This is a genomic window from Coriobacteriia bacterium (assembly GCA_018368455.1).
GTDB lineage: Bacteria > Actinomycetota > Coriobacteriia > Coriobacteriales > UMGS124 > JAGZEG01.
On the sequence record JAGZEG010000016.1, the window covers coordinates 1 to 25058 of the forward strand.

Annotated in this window: 20 protein-coding genes and 1 tRNA gene; 11 read left to right on the forward strand and 10 right to left on the reverse strand. The window is 68.1% G+C overall.

All coding sequences use genetic code 11. The features are described from left to right. Positions 1–1683 (forward strand): hypothetical protein (locus KHZ24_09860; GenBank protein MBS5451492.1); only part of this gene is annotated, 1683 nt, incomplete at its 5' end. Between the two features lie 535 nt (positions 1684–2218). Here the strand turns inward: KHZ24_09860 and KHZ24_09865 are convergent. The 4 genes from KHZ24_09865 to amrA all read right to left on the reverse strand — a co-directional run bounded on the left by KHZ24_09865 (position 2219) and on the right by amrA (position 8682). Beyond that, positions 2219–3919, reverse strand: a complete 1701-nt coding sequence (locus KHZ24_09865; GenBank protein ID MBS5451493.1) for an FAD-binding protein — start codon at positions 3917–3919, stop codon at positions 2219–2221. Positions 3920–4152: 233 nt separating this feature from the next. Continuing rightward, the gene (locus KHZ24_09870) at positions 4153–5658 is read right to left on the reverse strand and encodes a helix-turn-helix transcriptional regulator (protein ID MBS5451494.1); all 1506 of its coding nucleotides are present in this window, start codon (positions 5656–5658) and stop codon (positions 4153–4155) included. 517 nt (positions 5659–6175) lie between these two features. Further along, positions 6176–7258 (reverse strand): radical SAM protein, encoded by a 1083-nt coding sequence (locus tag KHZ24_09875; GenBank protein ID MBS5451495.1) that lies wholly within the window; start codon positions 7256–7258, stop codon positions 6176–6178. Next, complete coding sequence (amrA, locus tag KHZ24_09880) at positions 7255–8682, reverse strand: AmmeMemoRadiSam system protein A (GenBank protein ID MBS5451496.1); 1428 nt, start codon at positions 8680–8682, stop codon at positions 7255–7257. The genes KHZ24_09875 and amrA overlap by 4 nt, the downstream gene beginning before the upstream one ends. A 410-nt stretch (positions 8683–9092) precedes the next feature. On the opposite strand from amrA, the gene KHZ24_09885 reads away from it, so the two are divergent. The 4 genes from KHZ24_09885 to KHZ24_09900 all read left to right on the forward strand — a co-directional run bounded on the left by KHZ24_09885 (position 9093) and on the right by KHZ24_09900 (position 12639). Further along, positions 9093–9635: a Gx transporter family protein gene (locus KHZ24_09885; GenBank protein MBS5451497.1), complete on the forward strand. Its 543-nt coding sequence runs from the start codon at positions 9093–9095 to the stop codon at positions 9633–9635. After that, positions 9628–10806 carry an FAD:protein FMN transferase gene (locus tag KHZ24_09890; protein ID MBS5451498.1) on the forward strand — a complete coding sequence of 393 codons (1179 nt, stop codon included), beginning with the start codon at positions 9628–9630 and terminating at the stop codon, positions 10804–10806. Before KHZ24_09885 ends, KHZ24_09890 begins: the two co-directional genes overlap by 8 nt. After that, positions 10803–11384, forward strand: coding sequence for a NusG domain II-containing protein (locus tag KHZ24_09895; GenBank protein ID MBS5451499.1), 582 nt, complete (start codon positions 10803–10805; stop codon positions 11382–11384). The genes KHZ24_09890 and KHZ24_09895 overlap by 4 nt, the downstream gene beginning before the upstream one ends. 163 nt (positions 11385–11547) lie before the next feature. Further along, positions 11548–12639, forward strand: coding sequence for a D-alanine--D-alanine ligase (locus KHZ24_09900; protein MBS5451500.1), 1092 nt, complete (start codon positions 11548–11550; stop codon positions 12637–12639). Positions 12640–12743: 104 nt separating this feature from the next. Here KHZ24_09900 and KHZ24_09905 read toward each other — a convergent pair whose 3' ends face one another. Together KHZ24_09905 and KHZ24_09910 are read right to left on the reverse strand one after the other, a co-directional pair. Then, a complete protein-coding gene (locus tag KHZ24_09905; protein MBS5451501.1) occupies positions 12744–13241 on the reverse strand; it encodes a helix-turn-helix domain-containing protein in 498 nt (165 codons plus the stop codon). Positions 13242–13741: 500 nt separating this feature from the next. Next, positions 13742–13818, reverse strand: a tRNA-Lys gene (locus KHZ24_09910). A 207-nt stretch (positions 13819–14025) separates the two neighbouring features. Here KHZ24_09910 and KHZ24_09915 point away from each other — a divergent pair. From KHZ24_09915 to KHZ24_09935, 5 genes are all read left to right on the forward strand, one after another. Continuing rightward, positions 14026–14748, forward strand: coding sequence for an HAD hydrolase-like protein (locus tag KHZ24_09915; protein MBS5451502.1), 723 nt, complete (start codon positions 14026–14028; stop codon positions 14746–14748). Further along, positions 14745–15950 carry an aminotransferase class V-fold PLP-dependent enzyme gene (locus KHZ24_09920; GenBank protein ID MBS5451503.1) on the forward strand — a complete coding sequence of 402 codons (1206 nt, stop codon included), beginning with the start codon at positions 14745–14747 and terminating at the stop codon, positions 15948–15950. Before KHZ24_09915 ends, KHZ24_09920 begins: the two co-directional genes overlap by 4 nt. A 236-nt stretch (positions 15951–16186) precedes the next feature. Further along, the gene (locus KHZ24_09925; protein MBS5451504.1) at positions 16187–18157 is read left to right on the forward strand and encodes an FAD-dependent oxidoreductase; all 1971 of its coding nucleotides are present in this window, start codon (positions 16187–16189) and stop codon (positions 18155–18157) included. A gap of 27 nt (positions 18158–18184) precedes the next feature. Next, positions 18185–19132: a methyltransferase domain-containing protein gene (locus KHZ24_09930; GenBank protein MBS5451505.1), complete on the forward strand. Its 948-nt coding sequence runs from the start codon at positions 18185–18187 to the stop codon at positions 19130–19132. A gap of 67 nt (positions 19133–19199) precedes the next feature. After that, entirely contained in the window at positions 19200–20690 is a 1491-nt protein-coding gene (locus KHZ24_09935; GenBank protein MBS5451506.1) for a hypothetical protein, read from the forward strand. Positions 20691–21112: 422 nt separating this feature from the next. On the opposite strand, the gene KHZ24_09940 is transcribed toward KHZ24_09935, so the two are convergent. The 4 genes from KHZ24_09940 to KHZ24_09955 are packed head-to-tail and all read right to left on the reverse strand — an operon-like array spanning position 21113 to position 24278. Then, positions 21113–21721 carry a peroxidase-related enzyme gene (locus KHZ24_09940; GenBank protein MBS5451507.1) on the reverse strand — a complete coding sequence of 203 codons (609 nt, stop codon included), beginning with the start codon at positions 21719–21721 and terminating at the stop codon, positions 21113–21115. A gap of 60 nt (positions 21722–21781) precedes the next feature. Beyond that, a complete protein-coding gene (locus tag KHZ24_09945) occupies positions 21782–22126 on the reverse strand; it encodes a 6-carboxytetrahydropterin synthase (GenBank protein ID MBS5451508.1) in 345 nt (114 codons plus the stop codon). Between the two features lie 11 nt (positions 22127–22137). Continuing rightward, positions 22138–23055, reverse strand: coding sequence for an Hsp33 family molecular chaperone HslO (gene hslO / locus KHZ24_09950; protein MBS5451509.1), 918 nt, complete (start codon positions 23053–23055; stop codon positions 22138–22140). An 11-nt stretch (positions 23056–23066) separates the two neighbouring features. Beyond that, positions 23067–24278 (reverse strand): pyridoxal phosphate-dependent aminotransferase, encoded by a 1212-nt coding sequence (locus KHZ24_09955; GenBank protein ID MBS5451510.1) that lies wholly within the window; start codon positions 24276–24278, stop codon positions 23067–23069. A 193-nt stretch (positions 24279–24471) separates the two neighbouring features. Between KHZ24_09955 and KHZ24_09960 the strand changes: the two genes are divergently transcribed. Then, entirely contained in the window at positions 24472–25047 is a 576-nt protein-coding gene (locus KHZ24_09960; GenBank protein ID MBS5451511.1) for a DUF3592 domain-containing protein, read from the forward strand. Positions 25048–25058 lie beyond the last annotated feature (11 nt).

Genomic DNA, 25058 nt, shown 5'->3' on the forward strand with positions numbered 1-25058 from the left:
GAGGCCGCGGCCGAGGCTGGCCTTGCGGAGGCCGGCACGAACGACGCCGGCCAGCGGACGTGGACGCTGCACTACACGGTGGCCGAGGACACGTCGGATCTGCCGCTGGGCATGGGGGCCGTCACGGGTTCCGTGAGCCTGACGGTCGTGGTGACCGATGAGGGTGACGGCGTGCTGAGTGCTCTCGCCTCGACGGCCGACGGCGCCGAGGCGGGTACGGCCGAGTACCCGGTCTCGTTCGTAAACGCGTTCGACAACGCCGAGGTAAGCGTGCCCGTTTCTGGCGCGAAGGCGCTCGAGGCGCCCGGCATGAGCACGACGCTCGCCGACATCGCCGGCAAGTTCACGTTCACGCTGAGCGGCTCCGACGGCGCTCCCATGCCCGAGGGCGGCGTGGCGAGCGCCACGAACGCCGCCGACGGCTCCGTCGACTTCGGCGGCATCACGTTCCACCGCTCCGACCTGGGCGGGGAGGCGTCCAAGGAGTTTACGTACACCGTCACAGAGTCCGGCTCGGCTGCGGGCGTGACGAACGACGAGGCTGCGACGAAGACGTTTACGATTACGGTGAGCGATCTGGGCAAGGACGGCCTGAGCGTTTCCGTTGACCCGACGAGCCCTGCGCCACTGTTCAGCTTCACGAACACGTACAAGGCGACGCCGGCCTCCGTTGAGCTCGGCGGCACGAAGGCGATCGACAACGGTGACCACGGCACGACGCTCGAGCCCGTGACCGGCGCGTTCTCGTTCGAGCTGCGCGCGTTGAGCGGCACGCTGGCGGATGGTACGCAGCTTGCCGTCGCTGATATCCCGATGCCCTCGGGTGCCCAGGATGGCGTGGCGAGCGTCGAGAACAACGGCGCGGCGTTTGTGTTCGGCTCGATGTCGTTCGATCAGGTCGGCACGTTTACGTATGAGGTGAGCGAGCGCGCCGGCTCCGACGAGACCATCACGTACGACAAGACGGTGTACACGGTGACGGTCACGGTGAGCGATGACGGCACGGGCGCACTTGCGGCAAGCGTTTCGTACGCTGCGGCTGATGGCGCGCCCGTCAAAGGCCTTGCGTTCACGAACGCCTACGCGCCAAAGGCCGTCGAGGCTCAGATCGGCGCGCGCAAGGTGCTTGAGGGTCGCGACCTGGCCGAGGGCGAGTTTACGTTCGATCTCTACGAGGGGATGCTCTCTGCAGAGGATCTCGCTGCGGGCGGCCACGCGCCGCTGGCGAGCGCCACGAACGCCGCTGACGGTACGGTGAGCTTCCCGGCTCAGAGCTTCGATGCGACGGGTACGCACGAGTACTCGATCGTCGAGCGTGCGGGCGACGCGGAGGGCGTGGTGTACGACGACGCCGTTCACCACGCAACGGTCACGGTGAGCGAGAACGACGATCACGAGCTTGTCGCAAGCGTGAGCTACGACGGCGCAGGCACGGATGTTCCGACGTTTACGAACACGTACACGCCGCCGGAGACGCCCGGCAAGCCCGAGACGCCCGAGACGCCCGAAACGCCGGAGAAGCCCAACAAGCCGGGCATCCCCAAGACGAGCGATGACACGTCGCCTGTGGGAATGGCGCTGACGGCTGCGAGCGGCATGGCGCTGGCCGGCGTGGGTGTGCTGCTCGGCTGGCGTGGTCGCCGGGACGAGCGCGACCAGGGCGGGGATACCCGCTCGCTGTAAGAGGCGCGACGGTTGGGGGCGCCGGGCATTGCGGGCGCCTCCAACCGAGTTCCAACGTGGGGCCGTCTCACGGTGTTCGCTGGCAGGGAGTCTTTCTCCGAGGATTCATACATGCCTGTCAGCGAGCACCATGAGGCGGCCCCTTTTGTATGCGCGACGGCCCTTGGCGGCCAGGAATCCCACCAATGTATGTTGCAACCCGCGCACTCGGATTCGCCCCCGAGATGTCTAAGCACACCGGCAGTAAGCCTACCTGCGAGTTTGCTCCCAGGCGAGAGGCGGGCCGTCCCATCGGCGGCACCTGCTCCGATCGGTGCCATACACGGCGCCGCTTTCTGCCCAGAAGGCGCCTCTCTTTGCGCAGAAGCGCGCCCGGGCTCTCTTCCGGTGCCGACGGCGGGTCTGGTGCGCGCCCAAAGCGGTCTTGGCCCGCTGTACCGCGCATCCAGCCGCGCACGCAAAAAAGAAGGCGCCGCGCGGATGCATGGCCGCGCGGCGCCTCGTGTCAAGCTTGGTGTTCGAGGAGGGCTCGGGCTTACAGTGCTGCCACCGTCTTGCCGACGAGCCAGCCCCACGTCAGGCAGCGCCCGTTGGAGTTGCCCGGCATGTTGATCGGGTAGTCGACGGCGTACAGGTCACCCGAGGTGTTGCCGATGGCGTACAGGCCGGGGATGGCCTCGCCCTGCGCGTCGATGACTGCGAGGTCGGTGTTCACCTTGAGGCCGCCCACGACGGCAAGCATGCAGGGGCCCGTCTTCGTCGCGTAGAACGGCGCCTGCTTGATCGGGTAGAGGAAGTGCGCTTCCTTCTCGAACTGCGTGTCCTCGCCGGCCTCGCACATCGCGTTGTACTCCTCGACCTGCTTGAGGAAGTTCTCCTTGTTCACGCCGATGGCGTCGGCCAGCTCCTCGAGCGTGTCGCACTTCCATGCGGTGACGGCCGTCTCGTTGCCGAGCACGTCCTTGCCCGCGGCGGCCTCGCCCTCCACGAGGTCGACGATCTGCTGCGGGTCGAACTCCTGCTCGACCGTGCGGCTCATCGTGTCCCAGAACATGCCGCCGCCATACTGCAGACTGTCCTTCGTGTCCTCGCCGAAGTTCGCGTCGAAGATGGAGAATGCCACGGCCTCGGGCTGGTTGAGCATCTGCAGCGACTTGGCCTGCACCCAGTTCGCCTCGTTGAAGAAGCGCTGGCCGTTCTTGTTCACGAACATGAACGGGCCGTGGAACATGGAGTACGCCTGCGGGTGCAGCGCCGTGGGCAGCGGGCCGTCCTGCATGACGCCGCCAGCCCACATGCCCATCTTGTGCCCGTCGCCGGTGTTGACGCCGACGGGGGCGTAGTCGTTGCGCAGGATGCGCTGCATGCGGCTCTCGCAGTAGTAGGTCATCATCTCGGGATCGCCGGCGATGTCACCGGTCGCCAGGATCGTTGCCTTGGAGGCGAGCACCTTCTTGTAGCCGTCGGCCGTGCTGACGATTGCGCCCTGAACGCGCTTCGTCGCCTCGTCCTGGACGAGCTGGACGGCTGGCGCCTCAAACATGTACTCGGCACCCCGGTCGATGGAGCTCTGGTAGAGCAGGGCGGTCGGCACGAAGTAGCCCGTCTCAGGAGGCATCGCGAAGTCGCCCATGCCGAAGCTGTGGGCGTCGGGCTCTTCCGGGATGATGGCGTTGCCCGCGTAGCCCGCATAGATGCTGTACGTGGCGCCGTACTGGTCTGCCTTGTCGAGCAGCCAGTCCATGGCGGGGCCGGAGTTGCGGAACCACATCGTGATGAGTGCCTCATTGGCACGGCTGCCACAGGTGCGCACCCAGCGGTACTGCGCGGCGACGGGCTCGATCTCCATGCCGAGCTCCTTGTTCAGGCGCGAGTTGCAGGCGCCGACGACGCCGCCGCGGCCGTTGACCTGGGCCGTCTTCTCGCACACGAGCACCTTGGCCCCGTTCTCGACGGCGGAGCAGGCGGCGGAGCAGCCGGCGTTGCCCGCGCCGAGGATGAGCACCTCGGTCTCGATGGTCTCGACGATCTCGTCGTCGGAGATGGGCGCGGGCTTCGTCGCCCACGACGGCGGGTTGAATGCGGGAGACGTCGGCGTGGGCGCGCCGGCAACGTTGGCGTCAGCCTCGGCACTGCCGGCCTTCTCGCTGGCGAACGCGGAGGTGGTTGCGAGGCTCGACGCGGCTGCGACGGCTGCGCCGGCGACAAAGCTTCTGCGGGAGAATGCCTGGTCCATAAGAGTTCCCCTTTTCTTTTCTGAGGAGGCGCGGCGCCCATTGGCTTCCGAGCTTGTTCGGCGTCGCGCTCGGTACGCCTTCCACTATGTCGCGTGTGGGGACTCTTGGGGAAGGGCCAAATCGTCATGGCGGAAGTACACGGGCAGGTTCGGAGAGTCATGACGAAACGACCTATGTCATCTACCTGCGGAAACTGCGCGTGTCAATACGGGCGAGCGAATGGGCCTGGCGACTACTCTGCGTGATGGTCCCGTCCGTCGGCCTGCTCGATCGCGTTGAGCAGGCCTTGGCGATCCGCAACGCCCGCCTTGCGGTAGATGCCGCTGATGTGGTTCTTCACCGTTCCCAGCGCCAGCGTCAGCTCGTCGGCGATGAACGGGGCGCTGCGACCTCGCGCGAGCAGGGCGAGAACCTCCGTCTCGCGCGCGGTGAGCCCGTGAGCCTGGGCGAGCAGCACACAGCGGTCTTGCTCGGAGGCCGTGCTTTCAAGGGCTTGCGGGGAAGGCGTCTGGTAAAGGAAGCGCAGTTGGACGGAAGAGAACAGGGCGCAGCCTACGATGACAACGATCAGCGCGCACAGCAGAAGAACCGTCTCGGGCAGACCGTCGGGCAGCGGGGCCGCCATGTTGTACGTCATGCGGCCCACGAGCGATCCTGCCCTACCAACGAGCAGGGCCCCGCCCAGTGTGAGGGCGACGGGGCGCCTCGTCAGGAAGGCGAGGTCAGTTGCAGCGAGCATGACAAGGTTGTCGAGGCACGCTCCTCCAAACACGCCGAGTCCGCTACCAACGAACGCGAGCTGTGGGGGAAGCGCCATGGACAGGAGCACGCCGCCGGCGAGAGCGCAGATGGCTGGCGCATGCAGCGCGAACGCCTCGACTTCGGGTCGCGCCGTCATGATGTACAGCAGCAGGCAGGCGAGGCATGCCAGTGCCACGACATAGCCGAGCTGTCCCGATGACAATGCCGCGTCGAGCGAGATGCCGTCGAGTTCGCCCAGGAGCGGCATACCGAGGCCCCACACCAGGTTGAGCGCGAAGGCTGCGACGAGGGCACGGGCGAGCAGGGAGGGGGATGGGCTGCCGGCGTGGGGAGCTCCGCCGGTGCTGCGGCGAGGCTCTCGACGAGCCCAGCGCAAAAAGGCGCACGAGATGGCAGGCAGCGCGACGAGCAGAGCAACGCGCACGATGGCTGGCAGGTATGCCGCGACGAGGTACAGGGCGATGGCGAACAAGTATGACGTGCAGAGGCAGCGTCCGACCTTGCCTGTTGCTAGCGTGCTCCATAGCTCTCCCCACATGGTGAGGAGCAAGGCGTTTCCGAGGGCAAACACCGCAGTGCACGCGAGGTAGGTCACGTCGGCAGGGGCTCCCATCCCCAGCACGCCGGCCGTGACGAGGGCCATGCCAAGCGATCCCGCGCCGCAGAGCAGCGAGCACGCGACGAGCGAGTGGCGTCGCTCGGAGAACGTTTGCCCGCGCATCCCTGCGAGGACGATGACGAGGTATCCCAGCGTTGTGAGAGTGAGGACGATCGTGCTGGGAGTAGCCCCGGCAACGGCGCGTGTGTCGTTAATGATCGTCGGCGAGCAGAGGGCGAGCGTCCACCACGCCTGCCAGAACCCAAGGCCGAACTGGCTCGGTGAGGGGGCGTTGACGCGACGCGGGGCGCTGCAGCCGCCCGGACTGTCGGGCGTGACCCGTGCTCTCTCCGGTGGTGTGTTTGCGTGCGTCCCCATGAATCCCGTCCTCTCCCGTACGCCCCGAGGCGTGTCTGTCGAGAGCATATCGCATGCGGTCCATAAGGATGTGGAAGGCGGGGAAGGGGCAGCGAGCCTCGATGCGGAGCGTCTCGTGGGGGCTGGGGAATCGATCGGAGCATCAGCTCGGGATGTCTTGCGGTGGGCGTTGGCTTCCGCTCCGCGGCCGGTGGTCGGCCCGACTGGGATCTCTGCCTTTCGCTCCGGCTGTCTTGCCATGTCGAGGGCGTCCGCGGTTTTCCGGCGCGTCCCGGGCGGATCTTGCATGGGAGGGACGCTTTTCCGGGCAGAAAACGAGCTCGTGTATATGCCCTCTCGGGCGCACGCCGTTGCGACGGACTTCGACGGCAAGAAGCACGCAGGTAGACGTGCTGCTGGCGAGATCGAACATCCTGGCGACGGGGTGCGCCTCTGGGGGCGCCATGCACGAGCCGGCTTTCTGGCCAGCTGGCGTGATCCCCGCGACAAGACTTGCTCCGCGAGAGGCGCCCCTGTCTCAGCAGTTGCCGACATAGACGTGCCCTAGGTGGCGGCGGGCGACGTCAGCGAGGTGGCGGACGGTTGCGACGGGGGTGGGGGAGGCGTCTGCCATGCGGTGGCGCGGGAAGAACCGCGTGAGGTGGTACGTGATCGATGCATCTCCTGCCGAGACACCGTCTTCGAGATAGGGTAGCTCCGCGAGCCAGGCCGCCATGGCGTCGACATCGGACTCGGCGTCGCTCAGTCCCGGCACGACGAGCGTTGTAACCTCGAGGTGGCAGGCGGGGTCGGCTGCAAGCGCGGCTATCGTCGAGCGGACGCACGCGAAGTCGCCGCCGAGTCGGTTGTAGCCGGCCTGCCCCCACGCCTTGAGGTCGATGTTCGCCGCGTCGATAAGCCCGCAGAGTTCGCTGATTACCTCGGTGCACGCGCAGCCGTTGCTCACGAGGACGTTTGCGAGCTCCCGGGCGTGGGCGAGCCTGGCACAGTCGCGCACGTACTCCCAGCTCACAAGAGGCTCGTTATACGTGAATGCCAGCCCGGTGACGCGTCCGTCGCGCTCGCGCAGCCGGCAGGCCATGGCCACGAGCTCGTCGGGAGCGAGCTCTCGCCAGTCGACGTCGTCGGCCCCCGCTGCTGCGATGTGGGCGTTCTGACAGAACGGGCAGCTCAGGTTGCAGCCGTACGAGCCCACAGACAGCACGAGCGTTCCAGGGCGCCAGCGGGCGAGCGGCTTCTTCTCCACGGGATCGAGCGCCAGCGCCGTCGCGCGCCCATAGCTCAGCGGAATCGTTTGCCCATCGGCTCCGCCCACGCGGGCCCGGCAGCGTCCGAGCTGGCCCGGCCTCAGCCGGCAGTGGTGGGGGCACACGGGGCAGGCAGCCGCGGCCGGCGCTCCCACGCCCGCTCCCTCCGCGCCTGGGCGGCCCGCCGGTGTGCTCGCAACGCCGGCGCCTATGCCCGAGCGGCCCGCCGACGTGCTTGCGGCGTCCACGCCTGCGCCCGGGCTGCTCGCTGATGCGCCCGCGGTGCCTCTGCTCGCATCCGGCCGGCCTGCCGTCGTCCCCTCCCCGCAAGTACCTCCGCCCGCGGGGCTCATCGGTGTCGCACGACTTCGAAGCGCTGCAACGTGACGCGCTCGTAGGGGTCGATGCCGCCCTTGCTGCGCGCGATGTACACCTGCTTCTCGGGCGTGTCGATGCCTTCGAGGTCGGGCAGCAGCACGCCGCGCCGACCGTCGCACGTGCTCACGATGACGCCGTAGCGCGCGGGGTCGAGCTGGCCCGGCCCGTCGATGACCTCGGGCTCACCGAGCACGTCGACGCTGTACACGAGCAGCTTGAGCTCCGTGGGCTTTATGGTGGGGAAGCGCGGGTCGCGCGTCCCGGCGCTGATGGCGTTCTCGACGATCTCGTCGCCCACGCAGCGCCGCGTCGCCTCAAGCGTGCCGATGCAGCCGCGCAGCTCGCCCTTCTTCTTGATGGAGACGAACACGCCCGAGCGCTGCGTCAGCATGTCGTCGGGCAGCGTGAACCCCGCCGTCTCGCTCGTCGACACCCACGGCGTGTCGGGGCTCACCTTGATGCGGCGCTTCGTGAGCACCCAGCTCTCGAGCGCCTTACGGGCGAGCCGCACGTAGGGATCTTCCTGCGAGCGTACCTCGCTGAGGGCGTCGATCTGCTGCTTCTCGAGCGCGTCGCCAAAGTGCCGCAGCGGCGAGGGGCCGAGCGGCTCGAACGCGGCGACGCCGTACCCCACGCCGAACGGTCCTTCATGGCTCAGCAGCTCTGAGCGCACGAACTTGCCGTCGAGCGCGCCGGCCATCATCTGAAACGAGCGCAGGCCGCACTCGGCGGCGTTCTCGCACATCGTCTGGTCCATCTGCAGCAAGGCGCTGAAGTCACCGGAGGCCAGGATCTTGCAGATCTCGCGGTCGAACGCCGGGCCTGCGGCGGAAAAGCCGTACGGGCCGCTCTTCTTCAGCTTGTGCGACAGGTCGCCCGACGCCACGAACACGGCACGGCGGCCCAGCTTCTCGATGGCCCGCGCAACGCACTGGCCGAAGCGGTAGTGGTCGAGCGCCGACAGCCCAGAGATGCCGATGCGCACGATGGGCACCGTCGTTCCGGCCGTCTGGATGAAGTAGAGCGGCACCATCGTCCCGTGGTCGAGCTCCTTGACGCGCTCGCCCGCCGTTCCGGCCGGTATGCGGGCCTTGGACGCCTCCTTGGAGATGGCGGTGGCGAGCGCGGCGTCGTAGGCGACCTCTATGCGGTCGGACGGGTCGTTGTATGCGGAGAAGTCCCCAGCGCCTCGCGTGCCGGGCGAGACGTGGATGTAGTCGTAGTACGACGTGGCGTGGGGCGAGGAAACGATGAGCACGTCGGGCTTGAGCTCGGCGATGCGCTTTGCCACCTTTTTGTACGCCGAGACGGTGCTGGCGATCTGGCGCTCCTGACCGCGGCCGACGCCCGGCAGGGCGAGCGGAGGGTGCGGAACGACGAAGGCGGCGGCTATAGGCATGGCGACGAACTCCCCCCGAAGAGCGTGACGATGCGGGCCAACAGTGACAACGACTCCACGAGGCTGCGGCGAGGCGCGGCTCCGGCTGGAATCGTGGGCGTGTAGGTGTGTGATCCTATGATTCCCCTCAGGGCGCCGTCGGGAAGCCCTCAACCAAGAGCTCTCCGCGATTTCGCGCGACTCCTATAATTGTGGTTTCCGTTGGGCGGGGCCTCGGTTCGGCCACGCCGGACGCGAGGGGAACGTCACGTGTCATCGTAGGGCAGACGCGCCCGGGCGATGTGACGGGCGGCGGGAGATTGGCTGACGGTTTTGCAAGGCGCTGACAGGAGGGGGAGGTGGGGGCGATGGCGAAAGGCGCGGCGCATCGGCGCGGGCGCATGGGCGCGACGCAGGTGGCGACCTATGGCGTGCTTGCAGGCCTCGCCCTCGTCTGCGGCTGGGTCGAGTCGCTCGTGCCGCCTCCCGTGCCTGTGCCGGGCATCAAGCTCGGCCTGGGCAACATCGTCGTCCTCTACGCGCTCGTCGTGTTTGGTGCGCGCCCGGCGGGCGTCATCATGCTCGTGAAGGTATGCGCGTCGGCGCTGCTGTTCGGCAACCCCACCGTGTTCGCGTACAGCCTGGCGGGAGGCATGCTGAGCTGGGCTGCCATGGCCCTGGCGAGCAGGTGGCGAGCGCTGTCCGTGCCCGGGCTGTCCATGGTGGGCGGCGTGTTCCACATGGTGGGGCAGATGGCCGTCGTCGCCCTCGTGCTGACGCCGCGCATCGCCCTGGCCTACCTGCCCGTGCTGCTCGTTGCCGGCGTGGCGAGCGGCCTTGTCGTGGGATACCTGTGCCGCCTCGTGCTGCGCGCGACGGCCTCGACGGGCATTGTGCGCGCCCAGCGGCGCCGTCTCGCGCGAGAGGGCGGGCACGGCGCCCCATCCTCTGAGAAAGGTCCTGAGCATGAGTGAGTCGAACGTGAGGGAGACGAAGCGGCACCCGCTGGGACGACGGGCGTTTCTCGCTGCGTGCGCCGCGCTGCCGCTCGTAGCGCTGGGCGGCTGCGGGCCGTCCGACACCATGCCCGCAGAGGGTGGCTCCGAGCCTGAAAGCGCGCCTTCCTCAAGCGCCGCAGACTCGGTCGCGAAGGGTCCCGGCGTCTCCTCGTCGGCGGCCGACGCTTCCGGTCCCGCCTCGACTGCGTTCTTCGCGTTCGACACGCTCGTGCAGGTCTCGGCCTACGGTGCTTCCGACGAGCTGCTCGCCGACATCCAGAGCGGCTGCGCCCGCTACGAGCAGCTGTTCTCGGTACAGCTCGATGGCTCCGACATCTCGCGCATAAACGCCGCCGGCGGCGCGCCCGTGGAGGTTGACCCCGACACGGCCGACCTCATCGCCCGCTCGCTTGAGCTGTGCGAGCGCACGGACGGGGCCTTCGACATCACGATCGGCGCCGCCAGCCTGCTGTGGGACTTCGAGGACGCCGTGAAGCCTTCCGACGATGCGCTCGAGGAGGCGGCGCGCCACGTCGACTACCGGCGCGTCTCCGTGGAGGGGACGACCGTGACGCTAGAGGACCCCGACGCCCGCCTCGACCTGGGGGGCGTTGCCAAGGGTTGGATAGCGCAGGCCATCACCGACAAGCTCACGGCGGCCGGCGTCACGTCGGGCCTCATCAACCTCGGCACGAGCAGCGTGTACGCGCTGGGCACCAAGCCCGACGGCACGCCGTGGCAGATCGGCCTTCGCGACCCGCGCAACAGCATGGCGGCGTTGATGGGCGACGCGAACGGCCTCATCGGCAAGGTGGGCGTCGCCGACCGGGCCCTGGTGACGAGCGGCCTGTATGACCGGCACTTCGAGCAGGACGGCGTCGACTACCACCACATCCTCGACCCGAAGACGGGCTACCCCGTGCAGACGGACCTCGCGGGCCTGTCTGTCGTTCTGCCCTCGTCGCTGGCGGGCGACGCCCTGTCGACAGCCCTGTTCGTCATGGGCGTGGACGGGGCGCGCTCTTGGCTCGCCGATAACGCCGACTTGCAGGCGGAGGCCCTGTTCGTCGACGCTGACGATGCCGTGACGTTCACCGACGGCTTTGAGCAGGCGTACGGCTACGTGCCCCTGGGGGCGGCGTCGTGAGCGCCGACCCGAACCGGCAGGGTGGCCCCGGCTGCGTGCGTCTTGACGAGCGGGGCTGGTGGCTGACGCGCGCCGACGCCCTCGTTTTGGCAGGCTCGCTGCTCGTGGCCGGCGGTGTCGCCGCGACGACGTGGTTCGGCGTCGGGGGCGGTGCGGCCCCCACGGCCTCAGACTCGGGAGACGCCCCGAATCCCACGGATGGCCTCGACTCCGTCGTCGGCTACGTCGACGGCGCCTCGACGCTGCCCGACACTCCCGGCGCGGACGCCTCGGGCGGCTCTGACGCCGCAGGCTCTCTCCCCGGGGCCGGCCTGTACGCCGTCGTCCAGAACACGCGTGGCTTCTGCGAGGTGCTGCCGCTCGACGCTGACACGACGCTGACGGTGAGCAGCGACCTAGGCGAGAACGTCGTCGCCATCAGCGGGGGAGCGGTGCGGGTCGACAGCTCGGACTGCAAGAACCAGGTGTGCGTCGACAGCGGGTCGGCAAGCTGGCCCGGCCAGGTCATCACGTGCCTGCCTCACCAGCTCGTCGTTCAGGTTGTGCGCGATCCCGCCGACGCCTCGCGCCTCTCATAGCCTGTCGGCGTCGCGGGCTTAGCCTGCGCCTCCCGACCGTTCGGCCCATCTCTCGCAACGTTTGCCTTGTGTAACGGGTACCATGGTGTGCGTGTGCCGGGCTCGGCGTCGACCAAGCGCCCATCCCGGCCGACCCTATCCACGAGGGAAGGACCATCGAGCTATGGCAGACTCAACCCAGGGCAAGACCCGCCTCTGCGTCATATTTGGCGGCACGTCCACCGAGCACGAGATATCCCAGCGCTCGGCCGACACCGTGCTGCGCGGCCTTGATACCAACAAGTACGACCTCGTGCTCATCGGCATCACGGCCGACGGCACGTGGCTGCGCTACCGCGGCGCCATCGACGACGTGTTCGGCGGCCAGTGGCAGACGCACGACTGCACGCCTGCGTTCATCAGCCCGAGCCGCGACATCCACGGCATCGTCGAGCTGCGCGAGGACGGCACGTTCTCGACGGAGCGCATCGACGTCGTCCTGCCGGTGCTGCATGGCCGCGGCGGCGAGGACGGCTCCATCCAGGGCCTGTTCGAGCAGGCTGGCCTGCCCTACGTCGGTTGCGGCATCCTGTCGTCGGCGCTGTGCATGGACAAGGCGACGACGTACGGCCTCGTTGAGGAGGCTGGCGTGCGCTGCCCGCGCTGTCATGCCATCGTCGGCGACCCGGACATGGAGCAGGCGCGCGCTTTCGCGGCGGACCTGGGCTACCCGCTGTTCGTGAAGCCGGCCAACGGCGGCTCGTCGTTCGGCATCAGCAAGGTCGAGAGCGAGGACCAGCTGGCCGAAGCGCTGGCGACGGCACGCTCCATGGACTTCAAGATCGTCATGGAGAGCGCCATCACGGGCAGCGAGGTCGGCTGCGGCGTCCTGGGCGCAGCTGGCGGCGACCTCATCTGCGGCGTGCCCGACCAGATCACGGTGCAGAGCGGCTTCTTCCGCATCCACCAGGAGGCCAAGCCTGGCGAGAACAAGGAGAACGCCAAGATCATCTGCCCGGCGGAGATCTCGGCTGAGGATGCGGCTCGCGCCCAGGAGACGGCCCGCACGATCTACCGCGCGCTGGGCTGCGACGGCCTGGCACGCGTCGACATGTTCCTGACGCCTGAGGGCGAGTTTGTGTTCAACGAGGTCAACACGATGCCCGGCATGACGTACTACAGCCGCTATCCCGCCATGCTGCGCGAGGCCGGATACGACGTGCCCGAGATGCTTGACCGCATCATCGACCTGGCGCTGGAGAAGGGCGCTCGCTAAGTCCTTGCTCTCTGAGACCCGTTTCGGCGGGTGTGCATGAAAAGGGGGAGGCCGCCTCGTCTGGAGACGGCCTCCCCCTCGTTGTTCTCTGGCGATGCGTGCGCTTAGTCCTCGAGCAGGTCATTCGTGCCGTACATGCCGGCCGGGCAGGTAGCGGCGTGCTTCGAGGGACGGCCGGGCTTGCGCGGGTGCTCGATGCGGTCCTTGACGGAGTCGGTCGAGATGAACCACAGGCCACCGTGCTTGCGCGACTCGAGGCGACCGGCGCGGGCGAGGGCGCGGATGCGGCTCGTGGAGACGTTGAGCATCTCGGCTGCGGCCGCCACGGTGCAGTAGCCGGGCAGCAGTCCCTCCTGCGAGTCGAGGTCGACGGATATGCTCATGACGAGCCCGCCAGCGGGGGCCTCGTGGCCGTAGAGCGTCTGCGGTAGGGTCTCGTTGTTGCGCACGCAGCAGCAGACATGGTATGCGATGACGGAGGCGGCAACGGCCGCGGCCTCAGGCTCGCTGCTTGCTGGCCAGCTCACGCCCGGGCGCAGGTCAGGACATTCGACCCGGTATCCGCCAAAGTCGTTCGGTATGATCACAGCTTCGTAACTCACGTGCATCGGCGTCGTCCCCCCGGTATTGACGCCCAGACCGTCGTGCGCGACAGGCGCGCGCGGCGGGTGGTCTGTGCTGTGCCGTCGGAGGCGCGCAAGGAGCGCGCCGCTGGCGGTCGCGATGGGTAGTGACCTGCGTTCCACGGCGCAGTATACGTCGTCCTTCATTTCTTAATGGCTCTACTCGCTCAATGAGAACCAGTATCCATATAACTGCAAAGCATGTTGCGAGTTCGTGATCTAACAAATAATAAATTAATATATTAGGCATTATACGATGCAGACTTCAAATCCTACGCATCAGTTTGTAATTATTCAATAAGGCATGACCGGCCAAGAAGTGGGCGCCGTGCATCATAAAACCATAGTAATATAAGGTGAATATGGGGAGTTGCAGAGATGTGACAAAAGAGGACGCGCCCTGTGTGTTAAGGGAGCGTTTGGGCACATACGAAAGAACCCCTGGGCTGCGAAGCCTCAGGGGTTCGAAGAAGCGAAGATGGTGGGCCGTCAGGGATTCGAACCCTGGACCTTGGGATTAAGAGTCCCCTGCTCTGGCCAGCTGAGCTAACGGCCCATCTCACAGCGGCGATCTTGCATGTGCATGACCTCCAACTGCGACGGGGAACAATACGCCTCCGATTTCGATTGTGCAAGAGGATGAGGCTGATTCGCTGGATTTCGCTATGCGTCTCCCCGGAATCGACACGTTGCCTCGCCACCTCCGTAGTAATGTGCAACGCATCAGATAGGGCAGGCGAGACGGGGGAGGGCGAGGCCATTCATGGTGAGTGCAAGCGAGCGCGAGGCGGCCGACGCTCGAGATCTGGCGGGCCGACACTGCGTGATATTCGACTTCGACGGCACGCTTGCCGACACGAAGCCGGGCATCGTCGCCACGGCCGTCAAGGTACTGCGGGCGTGGGGCATGACCGACGAGCAGATCGGCGATGCGGGGCGCCTCGTGGGTCCGCCGTTTCCGCGTGCCTACTCTGACATATATGGCGTGTCGCCCGAGGAGGCCGTCGAGCTCGCGCGCCGCTACAGCGAGGAGTACGCCAAGCTGGGCCCCGAGTCCCACGCACTGTTCCCTGGCATGGGCGAGCTGCTGCGCGAGCTGCGCGACCGCGGGCGACGGCTGGCCGTGGCGACGTCGAAACATCAGGAGACGGCCGCGCGCTTTCTCGAGGAGGATGGCGTGCTTGACCTGTTCGACGTCGTGGCGGGCAAAGTTGACCCGGCCCACGCTGACAAGGCGACAGCCGTGCGCCGTGTGCTGAGCGGCCTGGGCGTCGGGGCTGACGATGCCGTCATGGTGGGCGATCGCTTCTACGACGTCGAGGGCGCGCGGGCAAACGGCGTGCCCTGCGTCGGCGTGCTGTTTGGCACGGCCACGCGCGACGAGCTTGAGGACGCGGGTGCGGCGGCTGTCGTGAGCAGCGCCGACGAGCTGCGCTCCGTGCTGCTGGGTCTTGAGGCCCCGACGAACGAGGAGGGCGCGCGATGATCTACCTCGACAACGCCGCGACGACGTTTCCCAAGCCCGAGTGCGTCTACGAGGCGTGCGACACGTTCGCCCGCACGGCGGCCGTCAACGCCGGCCGAGGCGCGTACAAGGCCGCCCGGGCCGCCACAGCCATGATCCGCGACGTCAAGGCACGCATCGTGAGCCTTGTCGACGCTCGCGACCAGGCTGAGGTCGCGCTGACACCTTCCGTCACCATCGCGCTCAACCAGGTTATCGGCGGGCTGCCATGGCGCGAGGGCGACGTGGCTTACGTCTCGCCCTACGAGCACAACGCCGTGCTGCGCCCGCTCGAGCTGCTGCGCGAGAGGGTGGGCATCCGCGTCGAGGAGCTGCCGCTGGCTGCTGACCTCTCCATCGACCTCGACGCCTGTGAGCAAGCTTTCGCCCAGCTGCCGCCCGACCTCGTGTGCGTGAGCGCCATCAGCAACGTCACGGGCTACGTGCTGCCTGCGCGCGACGTGTTCGTGCGGGCCAAAGACGCGCGTCCCTCGTGCTTCACGCTGCTCGACGCCGCCCAGGCCATGGGGCTGCTGCGCCTGCGCTTCGGCGCCCTGCGCGCCGATGCCGTGACGTTTGCGGGCCACAAGACGCTCTATGCGCCGTTCGGCGTGGCCGGAGTGCTGCTGAAGAACGGCGTGCAGCTCTCCGAGGTGCTGGCCGGCGGCAACGGCATCCGCTCCGAGGACCCGCACATGCCGCGCACGTTGCCTGAGAAGCTCGAGTGCGGCAGCGCCGACACCGTGGCCATCGCGGGGCTGGCCACGTCCCTGGAGTGGCTGAACGGGCGCGACCTGTGGGGTCACGAGCACGGCCTCATGGCTTACCTGCTGCCGCGGCTCGCCGAGGTGCCGGGCGTCACGATATACCGCGCGCCGCTCGTCGGGGAGGACGGCCTCGGCGTGCAGGCAGGCGTCGTCTCGTTCAACCTCGACGGATTCCGGGCCAACGAGGTCGGTGCCCTGCTCGACGCCCAGGCCGACATCGCCGTGCGCGCGGGGCATCACTGCGCGGGGCGCATCCATCGCCACCTCAATGACCGCGAGCACGACGGCACGGTGCGCGTGAGCGTTGGCGCGTTCACGACCCGCGCGGACATCGACGCCCTGCTGCAGGCGCTACAATCTATCGACCGCGAGGCACTGAAGGGCATCGACGCGAACGTCCTGCGAGGAAACTGCTGAACGCCTGCGAGTGCGGCCACGGAGCACGGAACACTTGCGGCCGCAACTCACGGAGTACGGAGCGCTCGCAGGTGCAACCCAAGGAGCACGGAGCGGCGTCTGTGGTGCCCCAGATGCAAGGCGCCCGGTGGTGATGCGTATTGGACATACGTGAGCCGCCGGGGAACGCGGCAGATGGGGCGCCACAGCCGGCGCCATGCAGGTTGAATAACGATCAGGTAAGAGGGAGTTCACCTATGGCGTATGACAAGCTGTTCGAAAAAGGCTTCATCGGCAACGTAAAGATCCGCAACCGCGGCGCCATGATGCCGATGGCGACGGACCTCGCCGACAAGGATGGCATCGCGACGCCGCGCCTCATCCGCTACTACGAGCGCCGCGCCCAGGGTGGCATCGGCCTCATCGTTAACGAATATACGGGCGTCGACGACGTCGACTCCATCCCCTCGATCCACAACCTGCGCGCCGCGCGCGACTACCACATCTCCGAGCTCGAGAAGCTCACCGACGCCGTGCACCTTCACGGCGCGCGCATCTTCGCGCAGATCCACCACGGCGGTGCCACGTCCAACCCTGCCTTTACCGGCCGACAGAACATCGCGCCTTCCGCGGTGCCCATCGCCGACGGCCGTCCTGTCCCGCGTGAGATGACGCTCGAGGACATCAAGCGCGTCGAGGGCAAGTTCGTCGACGCTGCCGTGCGCTGCGCCAAGGCGGGTTACGACGGCGTCGAGCTGCACGGCGCCCACGGCTACCTCATTGCGCAGTTCTTCTCGAAGTACTACAACCGCCGCACGGACGAGTACGGCGGAAGCGTCGAGAACCGCTGCCGCTTCGTGGCCGAGATCATCGCTGGTATCCGCGAGCGCCTGGGGGCGAGCTTCCCGGTGACGCTGCGCATGTGCGGCGACGAGATGACGCCGGTCGAGGGTTTCCTTTCGCTGGAGGAGGGCGTCGAGATTGCGCGCTACCTCGAGGGATGCGGCCTGGACGCCATCTCCATCAGCTGTGGCAGCGCGCGCAACGGCGACGCCAACTGTGAGCCGTTCTCCTACCGCACCGGCTGGAAGTGGCACGTCGGCCGCGCCTACAAGGAGGCGCTGTCCATCCCCGTTATCGCGACAGGCACCGTCAAGACGCCCGAGGACGCCGAGGCCATGCTCGAGCAGGGCGTGTGCGACTTTGTGGGCCTGGGTCGCTCTCAGCTGGCCGACCCCGACTTCATGAACAAGGCCCGCGCCGGCCGCGCCGATGAGATCCGTGGGTGCATCGGCTGCCTGTACTGCCGCGAGCGCGTGCTGGGCAAGGCGCTGCCCATCCGCTGCGCCGTGAACGCCCAGGCTGCCCGCGAGGACGAGCTGGACGCGCTGCCTGCGGTGCCGGCGAGCTCTCAGGGCCGCGCCGTCGCCGTCGTGGGCGGCGGCCCTGCCGGCATGGAGGCGGCGCGCGTGGCGGCACTGCGCGGCTATCACGCGGTGCTGTTTGAGCGTGCGGGCGAGCTGGGCGGCACGCTGAACATCGCCGATAAGACGCCGCTCAAGGAGAAGCTGACGCGCTTGACGCGCACGCTGGCTCGCCAGTGCGAGGTCGCCGGCGTCGAGGTGCGCCTGGGCTGTGAGGCGACGCCGGCCGACGTGGCGGCGCTCGACCCGGCGGCCGTCATCGTGGCGTGCGGCGCGACGCCGAAGGTGCCGGCGAGCGTGCCGGGCATCGATGGGCCGCGCGTGTGCACGGCCGAGGACGTCATCACGGGCGTCGCGGAGCCGATCGGGAAGGTTGCCGTCATCGGCGGCGGCCTGACGGGGCTTGAGGCGGCCGAGGTGTTGCTCGATCGCGGCCTCGACGTGACGATCGTCGGTCGCGCGCCGATGCTGGGGCGCAACGTGTTTGGCGCCATCCTCAACGACCAGCTCAGCCGCATCATGCCGCACGATCCTACTGTGCTGACCGGTAGCTGCCTCGAGGAGGTACGCGACGGGGCCATCGTCGTGCGCTCCGTGGCAGACGGGGCGCTCTCGGAGGTGGCGGTCGACTGGGTCGTGCTGGCGCTCGGCGTGAGTCCGCGCTGCGACGTCGTGGAGGCGTTTGAGCAGGCGCCCGAGCTTGCCGGCGTGCCCGTTGTGGCTGCGGGCGACGCCGCGAAGGCCGGGCGCGTCGCCGAGGCCGTGTGCGGTGGCTTCGAGGCCGCCTTCGCACTGCAGGCGTAGAGGCGAGACGTGGGGGGTGGATCGCGTATGAGCGATACAGCGACGCGTGGGGACGTGGTTGGTCGCGATCGGCGCCCCACGGACGTCGAGAGCGCTGAGGTGGCGGGCGGCGCGCGGGGGGCGGTACACGACCTGCGCGACCGCTCCGTGCAGCCCGAGGGCGGCATCGACTGGAACGCAGCGTGGCGCGCGTCCCGCTCGTCGGGCGCGGATCGCAGCGAGGACCAGGACGAGGCATACTGGAACGGCCGCGCCGTCGAGTTCCCCATCGGTCCCAAGGCGGGCTTCTACACGGATGCGTTTCTCGAGCGCGCCGCCATCCGTCCCGGCGAGACCGTCATGGACGTGGGCTGCGGCACGGGCTCGCTTGCGCTGCCGCTGGCTCAGGAGGGCCACCACGTCACGGCTGCCGACATCTCGCAGGGTATGCTCTCCAAGCTGCGCGCCTGGGCCGACGAGCACGGCCTGGGCGAGCGCATCGACACGGTGCGCGGCACGTGGCTCGGGGACTGGTCGCACCTGCCCGTCGCGGACGTCCTCATCGCGTCGCGCTCGTTTCGGGCGGACGACCTGCGCGCGGCCATCCTCAAGATGGAGGCGCATGCTCGCCGCCAGATCTGCGTGACGCTGGCGACGACGCGCTCACCGTTTTTCGACCCTCTGTTCACGACTGCCATCGGGCGACCGCTGCCCATGGAGCAGGAGTGCGTCTATCTCGTGAACATGCTCTACCAGATGGGGCGCCTCCCCGAGGTGAGCTACCTCACGCACGTCAAGCCGCCCACGGGCGCTACGCTCGACGACGTGTTCGCCGACTATGCCCGCTTCTGCGCGCCGTATACGGAGCAGGAGGAGGCCGCTGCTCGCGCGTTCATCGCCGAGCACTTTGCGTCGGGACCAGATGGCCGGATCGCGCGCGACTACGAGTGGCGCTGCTCGTGGGCGTTCATCCGCTGGGAGCCCGTTCGTGGGTAGGCCTGCCCCGAGAGCGGGGGCGCCCCGCGCCGCTCTGCCAGCCGGCGCTGCCCCGATCCGGCCCTACGTGCTGACGCAGCTGCTCGCCGACTTGGGAGCCTCGCCGACGGACCTCACGGAGCGCGCCGTGGGGCGCATTCATCGCGCACTGCCTGTGCCTGCTGAGCAGGAGATTCTCTGGGCCGACGTCGAGTTTGGGACGCGCATTCACGGCGTCGTGCTGACCGACGCCGCGCTCTACCTCAAGGATGGCCCCGCCGAGGACGACGAGCAAGATGACGCCGACGAGGATGAGGGCGTGCTTTCGACGCTGCTCGGCGCCGTGGGTGGCTCGCCGTCGAAAGCGCTGGCGAAGGCTGGCGCCCGGCGCAGGGAGGCTCCCGACGACGAGCCCGACGGCGTCGAGGTGGACGGCCTGGGCTATGTCGCCGTGCGTTGGGAGAGCTTCGACCCGGCGCGCGTGAGCCACGTCGACGGCGCACCGACGCTCGACGGCGCCCCCTTTCTCGACGGCCGCATCTTCAGACAGCTCGCCATGGCGTGTGTCCGCATAAACAACCGTCGCGTTCGTATGCGCAGGGCCGGGCGCAAGCTTGCCCGCGAGCTCGGCGTACTCGGCCCCGACACGGCTGTCCGCTCTGTGTGCCGCAGCTCTGCCGGAGCGACGGTCGACTTCTGCTTCGACGCTGACGGCGAGTACAAGTTCTACGATGACGCCGGCAATCCGATTCTGCTCGAGGTGCCGTCCGACCAGTACGACGCTGCCCTGCAACGCATGCGTCGCCGCATATCCGACGGTTGCGTGCCACCGCTCGACGATCCCGACCTTGCCGGGGCGCTCGTGCGATGCGGCTGGTACACGCGTACGCAGGCCGTCAACCTGGCGCGGACAGGACGCGTCCCCAACGTGGCCCTGAGCGAGCGGACGGGGTCGGTCATCTGCCGTCGCCCCGAGGGGCTTGGCTTCTGGCTTGACGCGTGGCTGCGGGGGCGCGTGGGGCTGGCGCCCGGCGTGCTGGATGAGGGGGCGGCTGAGCGCTCGGAGCAGCTGGGCGGCACCGTGGGACAGGCGCTCGTTGCGGGCGCCCGGGTCGCGCAGGATGCGAGCGCCTCCACGAAGCAGCTCGCGACGCGGCGCGTGGGCGAGCTCGTTGCCACGAACGCGGCCTCGCAGGCGAGCTACATGGTGGGCGCGACGGGGGCGCGCGTGCTCATGGGGGCCGTGGGCGTCGTGTCGGGCCCCCTCGCCATGGTGGCAAGCCTGGCGCTGGGCAACGTGTGCGGCAAGGCAGGCATGGAGGCGTTCTCCATGGTGAAGGACCTCTTTGTCGAGCCGAAGGCCCGCGTGTTCGAGCGGCTCTTCGGCGGCGTGCTCGCCAACGTGGCGTCGGAGCACGCGCTGACTGGCGCGGAGCAGGCGCTGCTCGCCGAGCTCATGGGGCGAGCCGACCCGGCAATCTTCCAGCGGCTTGGCGCGACGCTTGCCGACTCCGCGCATCAGGAGGCCGACATCCGGGCGCTGCTCGAGCCGATGGCCGCCGCCATTCGCCGGGTGTAGGGGCTCGACCTTCGAGATGGCACCCTCAGAAAAGGACGCCACGTCTTACGCGCGCTAAGAAAACGCGGTTAGGCGATCTGACGAAGGACTGCCTGCTAAGAAAAGCCAGTTTGGTGATTGCCCGAGGGGTCAAGAGGGACTTTTATCCCCGAGAAACGGTGCACTCGAGCCGGCTCGAAAAGCGCGACCTGGGGTTTTGCCAAGAGCACGGTTGCTCCGCGATCAGGCAGGATCACCAGAGCGTAGAAATATAGCAGGCACGGGACGCGAGGCTCGCCAAAGCGGCAATTCTTAGCGCGAATCGGTTGGGCCGAGCCCCTCCGCCAGTGCCTCGCGGCATGCAAAAGGGGCCGGAACTCGTCGGCGCCCAGCGCTGCGACGTGTTCCGGCCCCTCTCGAAGCCCTATCGTGCCTCGCGGCTCTTAGTCCTCGAAGTCGCGGTTGTGCTTGAAATGCCCGGGGTTGGGCACGGGCGCGATCGTCGAGATCCAGCGGTTCGTGTAGTTGAAGAAGCCAGCGACGAAGGCTGCCTCGAGGATCTGGTGGTCGTCCAACCCGGCCTCGCGCAGCTTGTCGACCTGCTCCTGGTCGATGTCCTGCGGGTGCGCCGTCACGTACCAGGCGTACTCGCACAGCGCGTAGTCTTCCTTGGAGATCTCGCCCTTGAGCGAGCGATAGTTGTACGACAGCTTGTCGACGAGGCGCGCATTGCCCCACAGGCCACGCAGGTTGTCACCGTGCGTCGTCAGGCAGTAGCAGCAGCAGTTCACCGACGATACGACGACGCCGATCATCTCCTTCTGCGCGTCCGTCAGGTAGCACGTGTCGTTGAACAGCGACCCCTTGAAGTTCAGGAAGCCGATGTACTCCTTGGCGTTGAGCGGCAGGATCTTGAACAGGTTGTTGATGAAGCCCCAGTTCTTCTCCATCGCCTCGACGTTCTTGGCGAAGACGGCATACTCCTCGTCCGTCATGTCGGCGCGCTCGGGCTTCTGCAGGCGGGAAAGCTGCTCGTCAAATTCCAGGCTCATGAGGGTTCCTTTCTTGGCGCTCTGTGGGGTGCGCCCCGCGAAGGAGGCGCGTCCGGTATCTTACTCCTGTTCGTCGCGCTCCCAGACGGCCTTGTTGCTCTCCGTCTCCCACACCTCGACGCGCCAACACGTGGGGCCCACCTGCTCGGCGCACCAGCGGGCGATGTTCTCGGCCGTGGGGTTGTAGGGCAGCGTCTCGTTGAGGTTCGTGTGGTCGATCGTGCCGTGGATGAGCTTCTTGATGCGCGTGAAGTCCACGACCATGCCGTCGGCGTTGAGCTCCTTGGCGCGGCAGTGCACGACGATGATCCAGTTGTGGCCGTGCAAGTTCTCGCAGTACCCCTCGGCCGAGCAGTTTACGGCGTGTGCCCCGCTGATCTCGAGCCGCTTGCTCACGTAATACATCGCGGGCCTCCCTATGCCTCGGGACCGTCGGGCGCCGCGCCGGCCTTGACGCGCTCGAGCAGGGCACGGACCTCGTCGACCGTGAACGTGTACGCGCTGTTGCAGAAGCTGCACTTGAGCTCGACGGGCTCGCCCTCGTCGACGAGCTCCTGCAGCTGCTTGGCGCCCAGGGCGATGAGCACGCGCTCCGTGCGCTCGTGGCTGCAGTTGCACGCGAACGATACGGGGCTCGTCTCCATCTCCTTGAAGCCGAGGCCGTCCAGGGCTTGCTGCAGGATGTCGGTCGGCGTCAGCCCCTCCTCGAGCAGGTCCGTCACGGAGCGCAGGCTCGTGAGGTTCGCCTCGAGCTTGTCGACGAGCTCTGCGTCATGGTCGGGCATGAGTTGCACGATGAAGCCGCCGGCGCGGCGCACGCTCAGGTCAGTGTCGACGAGCACGCCGAGGCCTACGGACGTGGGCACCTGCTCGCTTGTCACGAAGTACGCGGCCACGTCGTCGCCGATCTCGCCGCTCAGCAGGTTGATCTGGCTCGAGTACGGCTCGCCCCACGGCTGGTCCTGCACGACGGTGAGCGTGCCGGCGCCAACGGCGGCACCGACGTCGAGCTTGCCGGCAGCGTTGAGCGGCAGCCACACGTCAGGGTTGCCGACGTAGCCCTTCACGTGGCCCTGCGCGTCGGCCGTCACGGTGATGCCGCCGAGCGGGCCGTCACCGCGCACGGCCAGCGTCATGAGCTCGCCGGGGTCCTTGAGCATGGCGCCCATCATGGCGCCGGCCGTGAGCAAACGGCCGAGCGCCGCCGTGGCCACGGGGCTCGTCTGGTGCCGGTCGCGCGCTTCCTGGACCACGGCGCGCGTGTCGGCCGCGAAGGCGCGGATCATGCCGTCGGCGGCCGTCCCGCGCACGATGAGGCTGGTCGTCGTCTCCATAGCCACGCTCCCTACGCCTGAGCGGCGGCGCCGTGGTACTCGGCCATGAGCGCGGCGAACGCGGGCAGCGAGCGCTCGATGACGCCGCGGTCGACGCAGTACGAGATGCGCACGAAGCCGCCCACGCCGAAGTCGTCGCTGGGCACGAGCAACAGCTCGTGGTTGTCGCGGGCGCGCGCCGAGAACGCCTTAGCGTCCGGCTCGAGCGCGCGGACCATGAGGTAGAACGCACCCTGCGGCTCGATGCACTCGTAGCCGAGCTTTGTGAGCTCGCCAAACAGCAGGTCGCGGTTGGCAGCGTATGCGGCCACGTCGCTCGGCTCGTCGACGCAGGTCTCGACGACCTTCTGGATGAGCGAGGGGGCGCACACGTAGCCCAGGGCGCGGCCGGCACCGCAGATGGCGGCGTAGACCTCCTCGTGGGCGGGCACGGCGTCGGGAACGAGCACCCAGCCGATGCGCTCGCCCGGCAGCGACAGCGACTTGCTGTACGAGTAGCACACGATCGTGGCGTCGTAGAGCGCGGGGACCCAGGGCACCTCGACGCCGGCGTAGGCGATCTCGCGGTACGGCTCGTCGGACACGAGGTAGATCGTGCGGCCGATGCGCTCGCTGGCCGCGCTCAGCACGTCGGCGAGGCGGGAGAGCAGCGACGCGGGGTAGACGGCGCCCGAGGGGTTGTTCGGCGTGTTGATGATGACGGCGCGCGTGCGGGGCGTGATGCGGGCGGCCACGTCGTCGACGTCGGGCAGCATCGTGGCGGGGTCGGCCGGCGAGAGCACGCACGTGCAGCCGGCGTGCTCGATCCACACGCGGTACTCGGGGAAGAACGGGGCGATGACGATGACCTCGTCGCCGGGGTCGCACACGGCGTTGAACGTGGCGTCGAGTGCTGCGGCGGCACCCATCGTGAGGTAGAGGTTCGCGGCGGTATAGCTCGTGTCGAAGCGGCGGTTGAGCGAGTTCGCGATAGCCGTGCGCGTCGAGGGCAGGCCCTGGGCCGGCGTGTAGCCGTGCAGGGCGAGCGAGGGCTCCTCGAGCGCGGCGATGACGGCCGTCTTGACGGAGGCGGGGGCGGGGACGCTTGGGTTGCCCAGGCTGAAGTCGTAGACGTTGTCGTCGCCGATCTGGGCCTTGCGGGCCTGGCCGTAGGCAAACAGCTCGCGGATGGACGAGCCGGCGGCACCGAGGGCGTACATGGTGTCGTTGCAGCTAGACGGCATGGATGGGCCTCCTTATCTCGATGGGGCGGCGCGGGCGGCGGTGTTGCGTCCTCGCGTGCCTCTCGTGGGTGACCCGTGCATCATAGTTCTGTTGTGCGTCGGCGCGGGCCGGGGCGGGCGAGATGTGTGCCAGAATGCAGAGGTGGATATGCGTGCGTGGCTCCCGCAGGGCCGCGCTGTGAGGGGAGGGTCCGTGGATAGCAAGCAGGACGCCATCATCGTTGCCATCACTGTCGTGCTCATTGTGCTGGGCGCAGTGGCGCTCATCTACGGGCTCGTGCAGGTCGTGCGGGCGCGGCGGCTTGAACGGGGCTGCACGAGCACGGCGCCGGGGCGGGTCGTGGAGCTCGTAGACCACGCTTCGGGGCGGATCTCGGCGTACAGGCGTGTGGCGCGCGAGGAGAAGGTCGAGGCTGCCAATGAGGCCATCGCTGCCAAGAAGCGCGCGTACCAGGCCAAGCAGCGCGAGAAGGCCCGCAAACGAGCCGACGAGCCGCTTGCGACGTGGAGCGTCATCGTGAGCTGGGAGCCGTCGGGCGCGGGAGCGGTCCGCCGTCTCGAGGGGACGCGTCGGCATCGCCAGACGCGCTTCAAGGTGGGGCAGACGCTCCACGTGCGCTATGACCCGGCCGATCCCGGCGTTGCATACCTGCAGGAGGAGGGCACGCCCAAGTCGTTTGGCCTCACGATGCTTGCCTGCGGTGCTGCGCTGATCGTGCTGGGCGTCATCTGCTGGTTCCTGCTGCCCGGCATCGCGGCGCAGTATTAGCGTCGGACTGT